Source organism: Nitrospira sp. CMX1 (genome assembly GCF_054902215.1).
Window position 1 is genome coordinate 42,253 of record NZ_JBUBKD010000033.1, and the last position, 17,613, is coordinate 59,865.

General features: G+C 53.1%; 15 protein-coding genes. 9 read left to right on the forward strand and 6 right to left on the reverse strand.

The features are described from left to right. Nucleotides 1-133: 133 nt before the first annotated feature. Nucleotides 134-796: a hypothetical protein gene (locus tag ACYX34_RS09050; RefSeq protein ID WP_462076230.1), complete on the reverse strand. Its 663-nt coding sequence runs from the start codon at nucleotides 794-796 to the stop codon at nucleotides 134-136. Nucleotides 797-894: 98 nt separating this feature from the next. On the opposite strand from ACYX34_RS09050, the gene ACYX34_RS09055 reads away from it, so the two are divergent. The 9 genes from ACYX34_RS09055 (at nucleotide 895) to recN (ending at nucleotide 11,092) form a co-directional block, all read left to right on the forward strand. Further along, entirely contained in the window at nucleotides 895-1,407 is a 513-nt protein-coding gene (locus tag ACYX34_RS09055; RefSeq protein WP_462076231.1) for a hypothetical protein, read from the forward strand. Nucleotides 1,408-1,690: 283 nt separating this feature from the next. Next, nucleotides 1,691-2,185 (forward strand): cyclic pyranopterin monophosphate synthase MoaC, encoded by a 495-nt coding sequence (gene moaC, locus ACYX34_RS09060; protein ID WP_462076232.1) that lies wholly within the window; start codon nucleotides 1,691-1,693, stop codon nucleotides 2,183-2,185. A 15-nt stretch (nucleotides 2,186-2,200) separates the two neighbouring features. Continuing rightward, the gene (locus ACYX34_RS09065; RefSeq protein ID WP_462076233.1) at nucleotides 2,201-2,899 is read left to right on the forward strand and encodes a molybdenum cofactor biosynthesis protein; all 699 of its coding nucleotides are present in this window, start codon (nucleotides 2,201-2,203) and stop codon (nucleotides 2,897-2,899) included. Between the two features lie 60 nt (nucleotides 2,900-2,959). Continuing rightward, nucleotides 2,960-4,024, forward strand: coding sequence for a GTP 3',8-cyclase MoaA (gene moaA, locus ACYX34_RS09070; RefSeq protein WP_462076234.1), 1,065 nt, complete (start codon nucleotides 2,960-2,962; stop codon nucleotides 4,022-4,024). Between the two features lie 302 nt (nucleotides 4,025-4,326). After that, a complete protein-coding gene (gene accD, locus ACYX34_RS09075; RefSeq protein WP_462076235.1) occupies nucleotides 4,327-5,163 on the forward strand; it encodes an acetyl-CoA carboxylase, carboxyltransferase subunit beta in 837 nt (278 codons plus the stop codon). A 24-nt stretch (nucleotides 5,164-5,187) separates the two neighbouring features. Next, nucleotides 5,188-6,486, forward strand: coding sequence for a bifunctional folylpolyglutamate synthase/dihydrofolate synthase (locus ACYX34_RS09080; RefSeq protein WP_462076236.1), 1,299 nt, complete (start codon nucleotides 5,188-5,190; stop codon nucleotides 6,484-6,486). 37 nt (nucleotides 6,487-6,523) lie between these two features. Beyond that, complete coding sequence (locus ACYX34_RS09085; RefSeq protein ID WP_462076237.1) at nucleotides 6,524-8,959, forward strand: LPS-assembly protein LptD; 2,436 nt, start codon at nucleotides 6,524-6,526, stop codon at nucleotides 8,957-8,959. 88 nt (nucleotides 8,960-9,047) lie between these two features. Continuing rightward, nucleotides 9,048-9,395, forward strand: a complete 348-nt coding sequence (gene trxA, locus ACYX34_RS09090; RefSeq protein ID WP_413936284.1) for a thioredoxin — start codon at nucleotides 9,048-9,050, stop codon at nucleotides 9,393-9,395. A gap of 17 nt (nucleotides 9,396-9,412) precedes the next feature. After that, nucleotides 9,413-11,092 carry a DNA repair protein RecN gene (gene recN, locus ACYX34_RS09095; RefSeq protein ID WP_462076238.1) on the forward strand — a complete coding sequence of 560 codons (1,680 nt, stop codon included), beginning with the start codon at nucleotides 9,413-9,415 and terminating at the stop codon, nucleotides 11,090-11,092. Nucleotides 11,093-11,343: 251 nt separating this feature from the next. Here recN and ACYX34_RS09100 read toward each other — a convergent pair whose 3' ends face one another. The 5 genes from ACYX34_RS09100 to ACYX34_RS09120 form a co-directional block, all read right to left on the reverse strand. After that, entirely contained in the window at nucleotides 11,344-12,471 is a 1,128-nt protein-coding gene (locus ACYX34_RS09100) for an HD-GYP domain-containing protein (protein ID WP_462076239.1), read from the reverse strand. 197 nt (nucleotides 12,472-12,668) lie between these two features. Next, a complete protein-coding gene (locus ACYX34_RS09105) occupies nucleotides 12,669-14,099 on the reverse strand; it encodes a sigma-54-dependent transcriptional regulator (RefSeq protein ID WP_462076240.1) in 1,431 nt (476 codons plus the stop codon). Nucleotides 14,100-14,117: 18 nt separating this feature from the next. Then, complete coding sequence (locus ACYX34_RS09110; RefSeq protein WP_462076241.1) at nucleotides 14,118-15,389, reverse strand: two-component system sensor histidine kinase NtrB; 1,272 nt, start codon at nucleotides 15,387-15,389, stop codon at nucleotides 14,118-14,120. 230 nt (nucleotides 15,390-15,619) lie between these two features. After that, complete coding sequence (locus ACYX34_RS09115; RefSeq protein ID WP_462076242.1) at nucleotides 15,620-16,621, reverse strand: hypothetical protein; 1,002 nt, start codon at nucleotides 16,619-16,621, stop codon at nucleotides 15,620-15,622. An 80-nt stretch (nucleotides 16,622-16,701) separates the two neighbouring features. Then, nucleotides 16,702-17,580: a nuclear transport factor 2 family protein gene (locus ACYX34_RS09120; protein WP_462076243.1), complete on the reverse strand. Its 879-nt coding sequence runs from the start codon at nucleotides 17,578-17,580 to the stop codon at nucleotides 16,702-16,704. Between the last annotated feature and the right edge of the window lie 33 nt (nucleotides 17,581-17,613).

The window sequence follows — 17,613 nt, forward strand, 5'->3', positions numbered from 1 at the left end:
ATGCGGCACCCCTTTCCTTTCAGGAAACGAGTGAAGGTTTCGGGAGAGTGTACTGAAACAGGCGGTGTTTTTCTAGGCCGCAAAAAGAGGGGGAAGGCGGCCTTGGATCAGGCGAGACTTGACCAGCATCCGGCTACTTGAAGAGATCCTTGATGGTCTGAGTCGCGGAGTCCACCGCGTTCTGGATGGTTTTGCTCGTGGTATGTACACCAACTGCTACCATCGCCGTGCTGACTCGCTGAATGATCGGGCCGAGGATCTGTTTGGTGACTTCACCGGCTGTGACTCCGTCTGATTTCCTGCCGATGTCTTGTAGGTGCAAGTCAGGGATCGGCACCGAGACGGCTTCGCCACCAGGCAGCTCGGTACTCATGCGGGCTGTCGCGTTCTTCACGTGCACATGTTTGATGATGAGTTTCTTGCCGGATTCCGAGTCCCGACGGTTCTTCCTGGTGTCTTGCTCTTGGCCGATTGAACGTTCAATGTTTTGTTGCAGTACATCGAGGTTGCTTTTGCCCGAGGCGTACTCGTACGTGATCTCCGGTTTGATAAGGGTGAGTTCTTTGATCCGGATCACGTCCGTCGTGAGCGAACCAATATCGAGTGTTACACCGACTTCGCCGAGCGACAGAGCCTGTTTGGTCTTGAAACCATCCGGATTACCGAGCACCACACCATACAAAGCTGCTTTGCCGTCGAGGGGATTGATCTTAGCGTTTGAGAGCGTGACCGATACGCCAGTGATGTCGGGTCCGTAGTAACGAATTGCCGAGCTAATGTGTCTCTCGTGGGCCAAGAAGTGGTAAGCCTACACCTTCCTGACCGGGGACTGACTTGACGAATCCGAGGGAGGTGCCTAAAAATACAAAAATTTTGTTAGCCAGGAAGGTCACTATGAAGTTTCATCATGTGAGAAGGGTGGTGTGTGCGATTGGGCTTGTGTTGGCTGGGCTAGTCGTAGTACCTGCATTTGCCCATGAAGATCGGACGCCAACAGGCTCGTGGGAAGGAGTCGCCCGCTCAACTACGGCATCGCTTCCTCCGTTGACGACCCTCTTGACGTTCGGTGCAGACGGCAATCTCGTCGAGTCACGTCGACTCTATCTGCCGGAGTCTCCGCTTGGCCCTCTGCTGGCCACCACAGGTCATGGGGAGTGGCGCCGTTCGAAGAACGGCGGATTCGAGGCCACGATTGTGCTGCTCTACCAAGGTGCTCCTGATCATCCCACCTCGCCGGGCATTGTGATTGGTAAGGAAAAGGTGCGGTATCAGTTTCAATTGATCCGCGGTGGTGAACAACTTCAAGGAACCATTTTGGTAGAGATTCAAGATGCTGCGGGCAACATCGTCTTCTCCGGCCCAAGCACCATCGACGCCACGCGCATCTGGTCAGCGCCCTTACCGTAACTGCGGTGCAGAGGTCTGGAGTTGCGGCCTACCATTTCTATCGAGCGGATCTCACGGCTTGGCTCCGAAAAATGAGCCAATGATCATGCATGACACGGATGTAATCCGCCTGACTCATCGATGCAAGCATCTGTCGTGTATCTGCCGTATGGGCTGCCCACTTCAGGCCAGAATTCGGCAATAGATTGCTGTCTGCCATTGGCTTGACCTTCATTTCTGGCGGCACCTATAATCCCGTAATCCTGCTACCGGTTAACTGTAACGTACTGATTCAACGGATAAAATGGCTGAATTCACCCACTTTAACGAATCTGGTCGGGCTAGGATGGTCGACATCAGTGCCAAGAAGCAAACTGAACGGTCAGCCACTGCTCAAGCCAAAGTCTTCTTACTTCCTGAAACTCTTGAAAAGATTCAACGAGGCAAGATCGCCAAGGGCGATGTCTTGGCTGTCGCTCAGGTTGCTGGTGTAATGGGTGCGAAGAAGACGCCGGACTTGATTCCCATGTGCCATCCCATCTTGCTTACCAGTGTCGACATCGTCTTCAAAGAAGAACCGCAACCAGATCCAACAGGCCGCTGTTCCATTGCCATTACGGCCACGGCCAAGACGACGGGACCGACGGGAGTTGAAATGGAAGCCATGACGGCCGCGACGGTTGCGGCGTTGACCATTTATGACATGTGTAAGGCAGTCGATCGGGGCATGAGTTTTAGTGAGGTCTGTCTCCTGTCAAAGTCGGGTGGGAAGTCAGGGACCTATACCAGGGAAGGTTGAGGTGAAGGCGAAGCCATGATGGTGACGATCACGTTATTTGGTATGACGAAAATGCTGGCGGGAAATCAGGCTTCCCTGTCGTTGAATGTGGCGAACGGCCGGTTGGTCAAGGATTTAGTCGGGGCAATCGAGATCAGCCATCCCGCTATCGGAGAACTCATTCAGAAGAAGAAGGTGTTGGTGTCGGTGAATCAGGACATTGCGCACGAGGACACGATCATCAGTGATGGTGACGAGATCGCGCTCTTGCCGCCATTTGCCGGAGGATCAGGGAGTGAACGAGGCGGCGACGATCAATTTGTCCGTGTGCAGCGGGAGAATTTTTCCCTCGATGAGGAACTCGATCGAGTCCGAGGCCGATCGAAACGGATTGGTGGCATTGCCACGTTTTTGGGTATTGCTCGCGATCGATCCCGCGGGCGAGATGTCGATGGGATTACGTTTGAGCATTATGAGGGTATGGCGCAGAAGAAACTGCGCGAGATTCGTGAGCGGGCCCTGAAAGAATTCGACATTCTCGAGTTGTTGATTATTCATCGGTATGGTGAGATCACGATCGGTGAGAATATTGTGCTTATCATCGCCGGGGCGGAGCACCGCGCCGACGCGTTCACGGCCTGTCGGTGGGCCATCGATGAACTCAAACAAATCACGCCGATTTGGAAGCTGGAACATACGCCGGAAGGGGAAGTCTGGGTCGAGGAACATCCTTAGGACTGGGTAAAGCGTCAGTGGTGAGAGGGGTAAAAAGTTTTCAGAGGGAAGAGGAACGCTGTGAATTCAGGATCTATCGGTGCCGATCTTCCAGCTGTGGTCGATACATTCGGTCGCCCGCTTGGCAGCCTGCGATTGTCCGTGACGGATCGCTGTAATCTCCGCTGCAGCTACTGCATGCCGGAGCCTGAGTATGTTTGGTTGCCACGAGAGGATATCTTAAGCTTTGAAGAGATGGCGACGTTGGTCGGCTATTTCACCGACTTGGGCGTCGGCAAGGTCAGACTGACAGGTGGGGAGCCTCTGCTGCGAAAGGATCTGACGCGGCTCGTTCGTTTACTGCGACAGAATCGCAGGATCACGGAAGTCGCCTTGACGACCAATGGCATTCTCTTGGCAGAGCAGGCGCAAGAGCTGTATGAAGCGGGGGTTGATCGGGTTACCGTCAGTCTCGACACGCTTCGACCAGAGCGGTTTCGCCAGTTGACCAGGCGGGATGAATTTTCACGTGTGGTCGAGGGAATTGAATCGGTCGGGAGAGTGGGATTCCCGAATCTGAAGCTGGACACGGTGGCGATTCGTGGATTCAATGACGATGAGCTCATTCCATTGATTGAGTTTGCCAAGCACTACCAGGCTGAGGTGCGGTTTATCGAGTATATGGATGTCGGAGGGGCAAATGAATGGAATCCAGAGAAGGTCTTGTCGCAGGATCGCATTCTTGATCTCCTAGGTCGATGGTACGGCCAGATCATCCCCATCCCGGAGCGTGGCGCGGCTCCAGCGCAACGATTTCGCTTGCCGGATGGGACGATCTTTGGGATTATTTCCTCGACGACGCAGCCCTTCTGTGTCCATTGTGATCGTAGTCGTGTGACCGCCGACGGGATTTGGTACTTGTGCTTATATGCTGCGTCGGGTGTGGATCTACGAAAACCACTTCGGCGGGGTGCCAGTTCCGCAGAGATGCGAGAGTTGGTTCGATCGGTGTGGACGGCTCGTCGTGAGCGCGGGGCTGAAGAGCGAAAGGCGCTGGAGCGTTTCGGGTTGCGATCAAGAGAACTGATCGATATTGACCGGCTTCGTGAAGATCCACACTTGGAAATGCATGCTCGGGGCGGATGAGATTCCATCCAACAGATCTGCTACAATGGCGGCCTATCCTCATCAGTGTACTCGTCAGCTAATCGCGCAGGAGCAAACAGGGGCTCGTCATGGCCGCCTAGGAGAGGTAAGTTGTGTGACTGTTTGAGTGGGGGCTGTGGATGCCACTGGAGCTAGGTTTATCGACGGGAATGCAGTGAGATGATGCGGCACAATCCTTCCGGTTTGATGAGGGGAGACGACATGATGGGAAGCGATCTCTGGTTGAAACGTGGTCTCAGAGTGGTTTCTCAGTGCATCGGTTCAGAGACGAGGGGGTAACGATGGCCTGGTTTAAGAAAGAGAAGCCCAGCGATTCCAGCCCTCCCCCACGCTCAAAAGGCAGCGAGGGGATGTGGCTTAAATGCAACCATTGCCGTGAGATCGTCTATCGGAAGGAAGTTGACCGTAACAACAAGGTCTGCCCAAAGTGCGAGTATCATTTTCCGATTTCCGTCACGGAACGGATCGGGTTGCTCATCGATCTTGGTACGTTCAAGGAATGGGACGCGGGATTGGAAGCACAGGATCCCTTGGTGTTTCAGGACACCAAACCCTATCGTGAGCGTGTGAAGGCCCACCAGGAAAAGACGGGCCGTAAAGATGCCTTGGTGATTGGAGAAGGGTTGGTGAATGGGAACCGTGTGGTGTTGTGCGTGTTCGATTTCAGTTTTATGGGTGGGAGTATGGGCTCGGTCGTCGGTGAAAAACTCTGCCGCGCGGTCGATCGCGCGTTGGAGTTGAAACTGCCGGTGATCTTGGTGACCGCATCAGGCGGGGCTCGGATGCAAGAGGGCATTCTCTCGTTGATGCAGATGGCTAAGACGTCGACCGCCGTGGCGAAGTTGGGTGAGGCCAAGCTGCCGTTTATCTCCATTCTTTCCGACCCGACATTCGGCGGGGTGACGGCCAGTGTGGCGATGTTAGGTGATGTCATCATTGCGGAGCCCAAAGCCCTGATTGGGTTTGCAGGTCCTCGTGTGATCGAGCAAACGATTAAGCAGCAATTACCCGACCAGTTTCAACGCGCCGAATTTTTGCTTGAACACGGCATGATCGACATGATCGTTGAGCGTCGGCGTCTGAAGGAGACGGTCGGTACCCTCGTGAATCATTTTTAGGTTTCTGTATCCCTCCGGTTGTTGATGAACTATTCATCAGTCCTTGAATATCTCTATGGTCTTCAGAAACACGGCATCAAGCTGGGTCTGGAGACGATGCGTCTTTTATTGGATAGGGTAGGGAATCCGCAGGATTCGCTTCAGGTATTTCATGTTGGGGGTACGAATGGGAAGGGATCCACGGCCTCGATGGCGGCAGCCGTCCTGCACTGCTCCGGCCGACGAGTCGGGCTCTACACGTCTCCCCATCTTGTCGACTTTCGAGAGCGGATTCGTGTCAATGGCCTGATGATCACGGAAGAACGAGTCGAGGCGTTACTGGCACGATTGCGAGCGGTGTTGACGGATGATCTGCATCCGACATTTTTTGAAATGACGACGGCTCTGGCCTTCCTGCATTTTGCGGAGTCGGCAGTGGATGTCGCGGTCCTGGAGGTCGGCTTGGGAGGACGGTTTGATGCGACCAACGTGGTCAAACAGCCACTGGCCTGTGCGATCACAACGATCGGCATGGACCATCAGGAGTATTTAGGAAACACGGAAGAGGCTATTGCCTTTGAGAAAGGTGGGATCATTAAAGCTGGTGTCCCGGTTGTGATCGGCCGGATGAGGCCAGAGGCAGAACAGGTGTTGTCCCATATTGCCCAGGATCGTACCGCACCACTCTGGCGTCTTGGTCGAGAATTCAGTCTTGAACATGATCGCTCAGGGCGACTGGTCTATCGAGGGGCCACGCATGTGGTCGAGGGGGTGGAGTGTGGCTTGGTCGGTCGCCATCAATGGGACAATGCTGCCTGCGCGTTGGCCCTTCTGGAAACAGCGGGGCAACGAGGGATCACTATAGATGAAGGGGCGGCGCTGGAGGGAGTACGGACGGTCTCTTGGGAAGGACGCTTGGAAACGATCGACGAGGAACCTCACGTGGTACTGGATGGAGCGCACAATCCTGCCGCGGCGGAGGTACTCGCTCGGTACTTGGCAGATTATGCCGTCCAACACCCGGCCTCTCGAATTATCCTCGTCTGGGGCATGATGCGGGACAAAGATCATCGTGGATTTATCACTCCACTCTTGCCGGTGATCTCAGAGATCGTCTTGACTCAAGCGGCTCTCTCGCGATCCGCTCTGGTTCACGAACTCCGTGCAGCGTTGGATGAATGGTCGGGTCCCGTACGAGAGGCGATTCTTCCGACAGACGCGTTGGCTCTTGCTAGAAGTCGGGCGATGTCGCAAGACCTCATCTGTATCGCAGGATCGCTCATGCTCCTGGGAGACATCAAAGCGTCAGTGCGTGGCTGTGGTCTTTCCCCAATTCGCGGCTAACATGGGGGATCCTCTCGCGTGGATCCGTCAAGGGGGCATGCTTATCATCGTCACGCTCCTGTTTCCATCGCTGACTGTGTCAGCAGCTGATCACTCGCCGGGGAGACACGACGCATCTTCTTCTGGGGCCGCTCCTCTGGATATCACAGCAGAACGTATCGACTACCAACAAGAACAGGAAATCTACGAGGCGAATGGGGCCGTCGTCATTCGTCAGGGAGGGATCACGCTGACGGCAGACCACGCGACCATTCAGACTCTGCCCGGGATACTCACCGCCGTAGGTCACGTTCATTTAACCGATGTGCAGGCGGATGTGACAGCCGAGCGATTGGAGTTGAACGTGAATACCGAAGCAGGTGTTGCGACTCATACGCAGCTTTTCGTTCCTACTCGTAACACGCTCGTGTCGGGTCGGTACCTACAACGGTTGTCCGAATACCACTATCGTGCGAAAGACGGGAGCTTTACCAACTGCGATGCTCAGGAAGGAGAAGTGCCGGCCTGGCGGTTTCGGTTCAAGGATGTGGATATGACGATGGGTGATATGCTGGCTTTTAAGGGCGGATGGTTTTGCATCTTAGATGTGCCCACGATTCCACTTCCGACCTTCTCCTATCCGATGGCGAGACGACAAACCGGGTTTTTGATTCCTACTCCCAAGTACAACAGTCGGTTTGGGTTCGGTGCACAGGCGCACTTTTTTTGGGCGATCAGTCCGAGCCAAGATTTAACGATTTCCCCGTCTTACTACGATCGATTGGGATATGGATCTGATTTCGAGTATCGATACGTGTTGGATCGCCGATCGCGAGGAAAATGGTATCTGAGCTATTTGCAACAGACACAATTGCCGGATGCTGGTGGTGTAGTGGGAAACAGTAACGATGCCGAACGGGCACGTGCGACCGTAACGGGTACTCATACACAATATCTCACGGAGACTCTGTTATTGCGGGCCAATGCCAATTTAGTCACAGATCCAAACTTTTATCAGCAGTTGAGCAATTCCGGCGTACTCCGAGCCCTCCCGAGTACCGAATCGAATCTCTTGCTGTCTCAACGTCTTCCTTACGGCAGTCTCTATCTCTTGGGATTGTATTTGCAGCCGTTACAGGCCGGCGGTAAGGACACCTTCCAGCGCCTTCCCGAAGCCGGATACAACTTGCCCTATGTATCTCTGTTTCGTTCGCCTGTGCTATACGGCATGGAAGGAAACTACGTCAATTTTTACCGAGAAGACGGGTTTGCTCTCAACCGATTCAACCTCGTTCCCGGTATTGCCACGGAAGTGATTCAGTTTGGCCATATCCTTGGAATTCGTCCGCAGGCAAAGTTCCGAGAAGCCTATTATACAAGGGGTGCGCAGTCAGAAGGCGGTCAACATCGAGAAACGTTTTGGTTGGGAGTTGATGCGACATCGAAACTCACACGCCGCTTCTCGCTGGCTGATGGGAGTAGTCTTTTACACACTATTGAACCGACGGTGACGTATGAATATGTGCCCAACACCAGACAGTCCGAACTGGCACAAATCGATCAAGTCGATGATCTGCCGAAAAAGAATCTCGTGACTTATATGTTTCGCAGTCGTGTATTGGAATCAGGTAAACGGACGGCCTTCAACTGGCTGGATCTCACCGTTGCTCAGAGCTATCATGTTGGAGCTGCGCAAACACTGGCGCGTGAGTTCACACCTGGTATTGCTCCTTTTCTCGGTTCATTCACCCAGCCAATCCTGCCGGCTACGGTGCCTATCCAAGGCAAGAAGTTCTCTGACATTTGGATGCGAGCCGTGATTGGGAATAATCTTCCTCCCCTGAGTGGGATGTCACAGTTAGATACTCCCATTTTTGGTCAGGCGGCCCAAGCCTGGGCGCTGCGCCCCCCCATCAATCGGTATGTGACCATGGACGCGTTTTTTGATCCGTATCAGCTGACCGTGAGCCAATTCAATACGGATCTGCGTTTTCAGGAGGGAACCAATTGGTACCTCGAAGTTGGGCAGCGATATACGAGGGATGGCAATCGGGTGAGGCGAGGGGATATCTGGAATCCCATTTCCTTCAACGAAGTCTTTGCACCGACAAAAGAGATTCAATTCGTGACGCTGGGTGGTGGGGTCCGCACGCCCTGGGGTTGGACATTCGGCGCCAAAGCGTATTATGACGTCAAGCAGGGCAGAAGTCCGGAGCTGGACGTCGTTGCCTTATATCAGAACCCATGCAAATGTTGGTCATTGGGGTTACATTACATCAAATTTCCAGACCGGGAGCAGTATGGCTTTATGTTGAATTTCACCGGGGTCGGCGGTGTGGGCAATGCGGAAGCTGCCCTCATGCGAACGCTGTTGAATCCGCTTGTGTACGGAGAACGTGGCCTGCCCTGGCCAACCCCCGGAGGACCTTATGGATTGCCACCACCGGCCTCCGAGGCCAACGGGACTCAACCCACCGTTCAAGCCGGACGTTGATCCGTATTTGACTCTAAAAACCGTGGTAGGGTACCATATTCCGGTTGTTATAGGGGCTTGCTTCTAACGCTGTAAGGAGGGGGAACACGTGGCTGGTGATGCCTTGAAAGTAGAAGATTCCACATGGGATGCAGAAGTCATGAAGGCTTCTGAACTTGTAATGGTTGATTTTTGGGCCGTATGGTGTGGGCCTTGTCAAATGGTGGCTCCGATCGTCGACGAATTAGCCAAAGAATATGCTGGGAAATTGAAGGTTCGAAAGCTGAACACCGATGAGAATCCTGAGGTGGCGGGTCGGTATCAGGTGATGAGTATACCCACGATTCTCTTTTTTAAAAACGGTCAGCCAGTCGAGAAGCTGGTCGGGGCTCGGCCAAAGCGTCAATTCAAGGAAATGATCGACTCACTTCTTGCACAACATGCTGGGACTGCCTAACGCGTCTCCTCGCAGCGATGCTCACTGAGCTGCGTATTACGAATTTTGCCGTCATCGAGCGACTGAGTCTGGAAATTGACTCGGGCTTTACTGTACTGACCGGTGAGACCGGGACGGGAAAGTCCCTGTTGATTGATGCCGTCCAACTCCTTGTTGGCGGGCGCGTCTCAAGCGAGCAAGTTCGTTTCGGTGAGGATGAAGCGCAGCTCGAAGCGGTTTTTGAGATACCGCCAACCCATTCCATCCTTCCTCGTCTGCGGACTCAAGGGATACTGGGCCCGAATGATTCAGAACTTATCATCCGGCGTACGATCGCTCGATCGGGGCGAAACCGAGTCTATCTGAACGGAATCCTCAGCCCGGCTCATACATTGGAAGAGTTCGCCGGTACTCTGATCGATATCCATGGTCAACATGATCAGCAGTCGTTACTCTCCAGCGCGGCCCAACTGGAGGTGTTGGATGCATTCGGCCGTCTGCAAGATCTACGAAGTCAATATCGGGCGAGTCATCAAGAATGGACCAAGACTCGTCACAAGCGGGCTGAATTGGCTGCCGCAAACGACCAGCGGATGCAGCAGCGCGATGTGTTGAGCTTTCAGCAACAGGAGTTGGATCAAGCAGCCTGTCGGCTTGGGGAGGAAGAAGGGCTTCAAGCTGAGCGTCAGAGGTTGGCGTCGTCCCATCGTCTGGCGGAACTTGCATCGGAGGCTCAAGCACAACTGCAGGCGGATGGGCAGGGAGTCTTAGCCAGTCTGGCGTTGATCGAGCGAGCGGTAGAAGAACTGGTTCAGCTTGATCCAGGGATGAAAGGGACAACGGGTCTGGTATCAGAATCCCGCGTTCTGCTAAAGGAAGTTGCGGATGGGCTTCGGAGGTATGTGGAAGGGCTCGAGGCTGATCCATCACGATTAGCAACGATCGAGGATCGTTTGGCAGTCATTCAGAAAATGAAGAAAAAATATGGAGGGACGATCGAGGCCGTGCTCGAGACTCAGAGTCGGGTGAAGGAGGAGTTGGAACGACTGAGTCGCTCGGGCAGTGAGCTTGATCAGTATGATCGTCTGATTCGTGAACAACAGCGAGTTGTTGCCACGTTAGCGTGTCAGCTTTCGGAAAAGCGCGCGGACGCTGCCACGTCGTTGACGAGACAGGTCGGAAAGGATCTCGAAGCGTTGAAGATGGGGCCCGTGAGATTTCTCGTTCAGGTCGAGTCAGTCGAGTCAGGCGAAGAGTATGGCCAGGATGGGGTCGATCGGGTTGAGTTTCTGTTATCGACGAACAGTGGTGAGCCTCTCAAACCGATGGCTCGTGTCGCCTCCGGAGGGGAACTCTCGCGGGTCATGTTGGCACTGAAATCTGTCCTTGCAGATGTCGATCGGGTGCCGGTACTCATTTTTGACGAGATTGATACTGGGGTTGGAGGAGCCGTCGCTGCCACGATTGGCAAGCGGTTACGAGCCTTGGGGCACTACCATCAAGTGTTGTGTATCACCCATCTCCCGCAAGTGGCTTCTCAGGCCGAACACCATTTCTGCGTTGAAAAGTCCGAGATCAAGGGGCGGACGGTGGCCAAGGTGCGCGCCTTAGCCGGTGCTAGCCGGGAGAGCGAAATTGCCCGCATGCTTGGCGGGGAGCGAGTGACTCAAAAGACACGAGCAACAGCTGCGGAATTGATCGCTGGAGCACAGGAGTAGCTTAGCAGGTGTTAATTAATATAACCCCCGTCGCTTTCCCAAATGATACGGGGCTCATGGTGGCTGCCCCAGATCTAGTTGTCCAGCAGGTTGTCCCAAAAGGCCATCTGGCAAGGCCGAAAGGAGCGAAGGGGGGAGTCGTATGCCATTTTCACCCACCCATCGCTTGTGTCAACAAACCTTTGCCAAGACCGTACGGTGAGTCCCTGAACAATGTGGGGCCGCCACCGGCAGCTTTGGTCAGTAGTCTGTTAAGCAGCTGGAACAGCAGCCATGGCCGGGTTCGAGACAGTCGACTCCTTGACAACATCGATGAACAGTTCCAGGAGCTGCGGGTCGAATTGCATCAGTGATGGGTCTGCGATCTGTCGAATCGCCTGTTCAACGGAAAGAGGAGAACGTCCTGGAGCATCTGCAGTCAAGTGGTCAAACAATTGCGCCATACCGACAATACGGGCCAGGAGAGGAATCTCTGCACCCTGAAGTCCCTGAGGATAGCCGTGTCCATCCCATCGTTCATGGTGAGCGGCAATAATCTGTCCGACCTCGGTTGGTAGCCCTAGAAACTCAAGCATTCGAGCCCCGTTGACCGGATGTTCAGGGCACACGACTGGTTCTCGCGATGGGAGGACTTGATCCTCAGCAAACTGATAGTGAGGAAGGCTCGTTTTCCCAATGTCATGGAGAAATGCTCCCAGTGCCAAGGCCTTTTGGTCAGCAAGGGGTAAATTGAGTCGAGCCGCCATTAACGTGGCATAGAAACTTACACGACTGGAATGATTCAATAATTGACGGTCGGTTGCTTCAAGGATGTCGGAGAATAACGGAAGCAGTCTCATATCATCGTGCGAGGGCATTGCAGCAACGGCTTCATGGGTGGGAGAGAATGAGAGGTGTTCTGTTTGGAGAGTATCCCACGCAGAGATCCGCTGTTCCGGAGGCCCCCACAGCTTCGGTGAGCTGTGGAGATATCGCCGAAGAAAATCTAGTCGGCGTTTCTTTTCGATCGTCTGCTGAATGAGTGTGGTCAGTTCGTGTGCGTTAAACGGCTTGAGTAAGTAACCTGCCGCTCCGTGGCGAATGCCTTCCATCGCAGATTTCAGGCTGCCGTATCCTGTCACAATCACAACCTCTATGGCGGGATAATTGAGCTTGATCTCTTGAAGGAGCTCTAGGCCTTGGCAATCAGGCAGTTTTTGATCGAGGGTAATAAGGTCAATCGACTCTTTTCGGAGGAGGTCAAGTGCCTTTCTGGCATTCTCGGCACAGTGAATGGTGAATAATGGGCTAAGAACGACTTTCAATGCGTCTCGCGGGCCCACCTCATCATCAATGATGAGAACCGTCGGTCTTGTAGGAGGTTGGGTAGAGGCTGTCATCCGACCTATACTAGAAGTATCTAGAAAAAATAAGCAAAAAGTGTTCCTTATCAATAATTTATACGTGAATCCATATATGCGGCATCGATTTTATTGACATACTATATATATGAACTAAAGATAAATTTTTGAAATATTGAATACTTATCCATGGTTATAGCATGTGTAAAACTGTGTCGTTCTTGTAGAGGTGTGTGTCATTCTTGCTGTTGAGGTTCTGAATCCTTACTAGTTGAATTGTCTGGTCGTCCGATCCCAAGTGTATCCATTCGATATTTGAGCATTCGACGACTGATTCCCAGTAGATGAGCAGCATGAGTCTGGACATAGTTGGTTCGCTGCAAGGCATCCAGAATAATTTCTCGTTCAAACTCCATCACAGCTTTCTCGAGCGACATTCGGCCAGCAAGGGTATCGTCGCGGAGGGATGGTGAACGCGAGGTGTTTTTCATCGAAGTCGGCAAATGCTCTGGGGTAATTTCCGTGGCATGTTGAGACCAGATGAATGCCTGCTCAATAAAATTTTCCAACTCACGCACATTGCCTGGCCAGGGATAATGAGCTAGGAGTTCCAACGCCTCTTTCCCGAATTCAATGGGGGGGCGCTGTGCTTCCTCTAACCGTTTCTCCAGGAAATGGTTGGCGATCAAGGGAATATCTTCGCCACGTTCACGAAGAGGAGGAAGGTAGAGAGAGATGACGTTGATTCGATAGTAGAGATCTTCCCGAAATAGCCCCTTTCGGACAAGTTCATCAAGGTTCTTGTTTGTTGCCGCGACGATACGGACATCAACTTTAATTGGTTGGACTCCGCCGATTCTCGTAAACTCTCGTTCCTGAATGACACGCAATAACTTGGCTTGTGTGACTGGACTGAGATCGCCGATTTCGTCAAGGAACAAGGTTCCGGTATTGGCAAGCTCAAATTGTCCGACGCGTCGGGCAGTGGCGTCCGTAAACGCTCCTTTTTCGTGGCCGAACAGCTCGCTTTCAATCAGCGTCTCGGGGAGCGCGGCGCAGTTGAGTGCAACAAACGGACGCTCTCGGCGGGAACTGTTGTAGTGCAAGGCTTTGGCGACCAACTCTTTGCCGGTTCCACTTTCCCCGGTAATGAGTACGGTGGTTCGGCTGTCAGCAACTTGCTCGATTTTTGAGTAGATCTCCTGCATGCCCGCACTTTTTCCAATCAGATTGTGAAACGCGTATCGCTTGGCGACTTGGGCACGCAATTGGGTGACTTCCTGCTCCAACTCCGAAGAGTTCAAGACACGGTCGATTATGATTCGCAGCTCATCGACATCAAACGGTTTTGAGAGGTAGTCAGCTGCCCCCAACTTCATCGCATCTACAGCTGTTTTTACGGATTTTGTGCCGGTGAGCATAATCACAGGAGTAGATTTCCGCTCTGTCCTGAGCATCTGGAGTACTGCGAGACCGTCGGTGCCCGGCAGTACGATGTCGAGCAGGACCAAGTCAGGGTCCTCTTTACGGAAGATGTCGAGGCCCTCAGGACCGTCACCCGCTTGGGCGATGTCGTAGAGCGGTTCCAGCACCATTTTCAGTGAGGCGCGCACACGGGCCTCGTCGTCGATCAATAACAGCCGCTTTTTTGCAATGACGCTTTCCACAAAGGTTCCTCTTGGGTGCTACTGACGAAGTGCGGGAAGAGTAATGCGGAACGTCGTTCCTTGACCTACGGTACTGGTTACGTGGATATCGCCGTGATGCTCATGGATGATCTGGTGTGCGATGGTTAAGCCCAGTCCGGTTCCAGCGTTCATCGTGCTTGTATGTCTGGTCGTAAAGAATGGATCAAAAATGTGCTCAAGGTTCTCGGGCGCAATTCCATGTCCAGTATCTTCGATGTCAATCTGCATGAAGAGGGGGCCCGCAGGTTTTTGGAATTGATGTGTCCGTACCCGAATACTCCCAGGTCCCTCACCAATAGCATCGAGGGCGTTCAATAGGAGATTCAAAAGCACCTGTTTGATTTGCTGCCGATCCAGCATGCCACGAGGAAGCTCGGGCGCCAACTGTTTTTCAATCTTGATCCCTCGACTGTCTGCCTTGACTTGGATGAAGTAGAGGCACGAGGTGACGATGTCATTCAAGTCCTCGTCGGTCATCTGTGGTTCCATGTAGCGAGCGTAATCAAGAATTTCTTGGATCAATCGTTCGATCCGATTGACGTCCTCAAGGACAATGAGGCTGAACTCGCCGATAAATTGGCTATCATCCTTCCGCTCGGGAGCCAGCTGAATAAAGGTCTTAATCGACGTTAACGGGTTCCGGATTTCGTGAGCAAAACCGCCAGCGATGATTTCCAGTGAGCGCAACCGGTCGGTTCGGCGCATGAGGGATTGGGATTGGCGGAGATCTTCATAGATCAGGAGTGAATCAAGTGCATTGGCAGCACCTTGAGCCATCGCGGCAAGGAGTTCGCTGGTTAGGGGTGAGAGTGTCGGGTGTGCGGTCGGAGCATGAAGTAATGCGAACGCGATCAGCATTCCATGCGTGATGAGCGGGACTGCGAGGGTATGGGGACCTGGTAGGGCATCCGTCATGTCATCTGAGTGTTTCGAGCGTGGGACAAGGGTTGGTGTGAGCCTGTCGAAAATGTGCTGGTGTAGGGCAAGAGTTTCGACCAAGGGATGGTCAGCATCCATGACTGAAGGAGCCACAGTGGTTTCCACCTGTCCGAACGTATGCGTCTGACGAAAGTGGTGATGCTCGGGTTCTGAGAGGAACAGTGAGCCCTGTGGATAGCCAGCGATCTCAGAGAAGTTCAAGAGAATTTGGTCGGCCAGGCGCGTCAGACTTGTCGGGTGTCCGATCTCTTGTAGAAAACGTGTCAGTGTCTGAATCGACTGTTGACGGGCTGACGCGGAATTGGTTTGAGCTGATGTAGGTGTTATCATCACTTGAAAATAGTAGGTATGAAACCTAGGTTCTATCAGTATACAAGTCAGGTTCCGGTTCTACCAAAGGATTTGGAATTTTGAGCAAGAGACAGTTCGGGATGTTCTGAAGGGGACGCGTTGAAGCAGTGAGGGGTACTGCGAAGTTCAGAGGTTAGCTGGAATTGAGCAGGAGAGCGGAGATGTGGGGAGACCGGCCTGATACAAGCCGGCCTCCCGTAAAAGTCAAGCTACTGGGTGACAGAGGCGCTTTGTGCTGGGCAAGCACCGGGCGTCATGTACAGTAAGTAGTTCCCCATCCCATGCTGGAGCTCAGTTTTCTGAAGGGGATGATGATGAACCATCACCATTTCGTAATCATCATCCTTACTGATTGGAAACCCCTGGGGATCTCGATAGACCTGATGGGGAAGAAATTCACGGAGGGTTCCGTCCCGTTCAACATCCGGTACCGTCCGAAGAAGGGTTTGTTTTTTCGTTTTATTCTCCAGTGCAATCATTAACAACTCGTCGTGACCGTGTGGATAGGCGAACTTCACGCATCCGCTTGCTGAAAACTTCAGCGGTGCCGTATGGACCTGAACGCCATGCCGAATCTCAATTCCCTCATCGGTCTGGTCGGATGGACGATCACCAAACTTGGTAAAGCATACGATGTTGACCCCGACCTGATAGATGTTCATCGCTTGGACGGGTTTGGCCTTGGGAGCAAAATACATAGTGAACGTTGCGATGACGTTTTTCGTTGGCGGTGCACCATGATAGAAGGCCACGACCGTCATAAGCTTGTCGTTCTTCTCAAGCTTGACTCCGTATCCCTCCGGGAAGTGGGTCTCAGCCATTTCCAGTCCGGCTCCTCCAAAAAAGAGCGGTTCTCCGGGACAGGAAATGCTAGGCTGGCTGTTGTTAATCATCAAAATGTGATGCAGGTAGTTTCTGGGCAATTCCTTCCCTTCAACCGTAGAAAGAGCTGACTTGAAGCCGATGAGGTACTTGTCCTCTGGGAGTTGAAAGTAGAACCGAGGCATGGAATCGCCCATATCACCTTCACCATGGCCTGTTGGAAGATCGATAGGACCAAAGGTCAAGGTCGCCGTGTTCTCTCCATAGGCGATCTTTGAACCGACCTGCTTTTTCAGTGTGGGAATGGCGTGGTGATCATGCCCCCCATCTGCATAGGCCGATGAGATCAGGAAAAAGGTTGCAAGAAACAGCATGAGGGATCTGAACATAAGACCTCCCAGAGGAAGTGAAACGATGATATTGGACCGGACTCCGATTTGTCGATTGACCACAGAGGAAGCTGGTTGATTCATTGGGTACTGGCCGGTGATGATGGCGCTTTCTTCCAGTGATAGGTACCGCCGTGTTCCTTAGGCGGAATATTTTTTCTGGTGTCGACTCGTGTGTACCACCAGATTCCTTTCGCCTCCTTCCCGTCTTCGGAGAGGAGCACCTCAAACCCACCCTCGCGATCGTTACCAGGCTGATACCAGGTGCCTTGCCAGAGGCGGTTCTCAATCTTGGTGGTGACGAATCGTCCGCCTTGTTGGGTGTAAGGGCCATTTCCATTCTTGTCGAGGGTCGCTTTGTAGCGTTTTTCATCTTCCACTTCGAGAATGTCCCATTCTCCACTGACATCCGGCATTGCAGCGGGAGCGGTACTGACGAGCTTTTGTGATCCTGTTGCGGCTGCTGATGGTGACGCAAGTGGGCCACCGAGTTGAGCGGATCGAAATGACTCATGCCAGGATAGTAGCTGCCAGCGTCCAGCACGACGCTCAAGAATACCGGTTTCTCGTAACGGAAGCACCGTTCTCTTGACGGCTGATCCCTCACCGACATAGCGGATATAGTCGACTTCCATGGCAAACCAGGCGAGATCGCCTTTTGTCCAGACCTTTAATTCAGTGATAGGGATTTCGATTTTCTGTGCGTTGACGAACTCCTCACGCATCTCCCGCTCAAAGTCCGGCCAGCCAACATATTTGCGACCACCGACGGTATAGCTGACGATATCGGCATCGTGTGCCATGAGGCGTGATAGAGTGGGAAGGTCTTTCTCAGCGTTCGCACGTATCATCAGGCGAATGGCGGTCTCGGGATCTGAGGGGTCTGCAGCCCAGGAGCTGGTGGCGAAGTGGAGAAGAAAGACAAAAATTGCAAGAATAAACGACGCCGGTTGGCGCATATTAAGGACTCCCTCAGTGTAACGAATTTGATT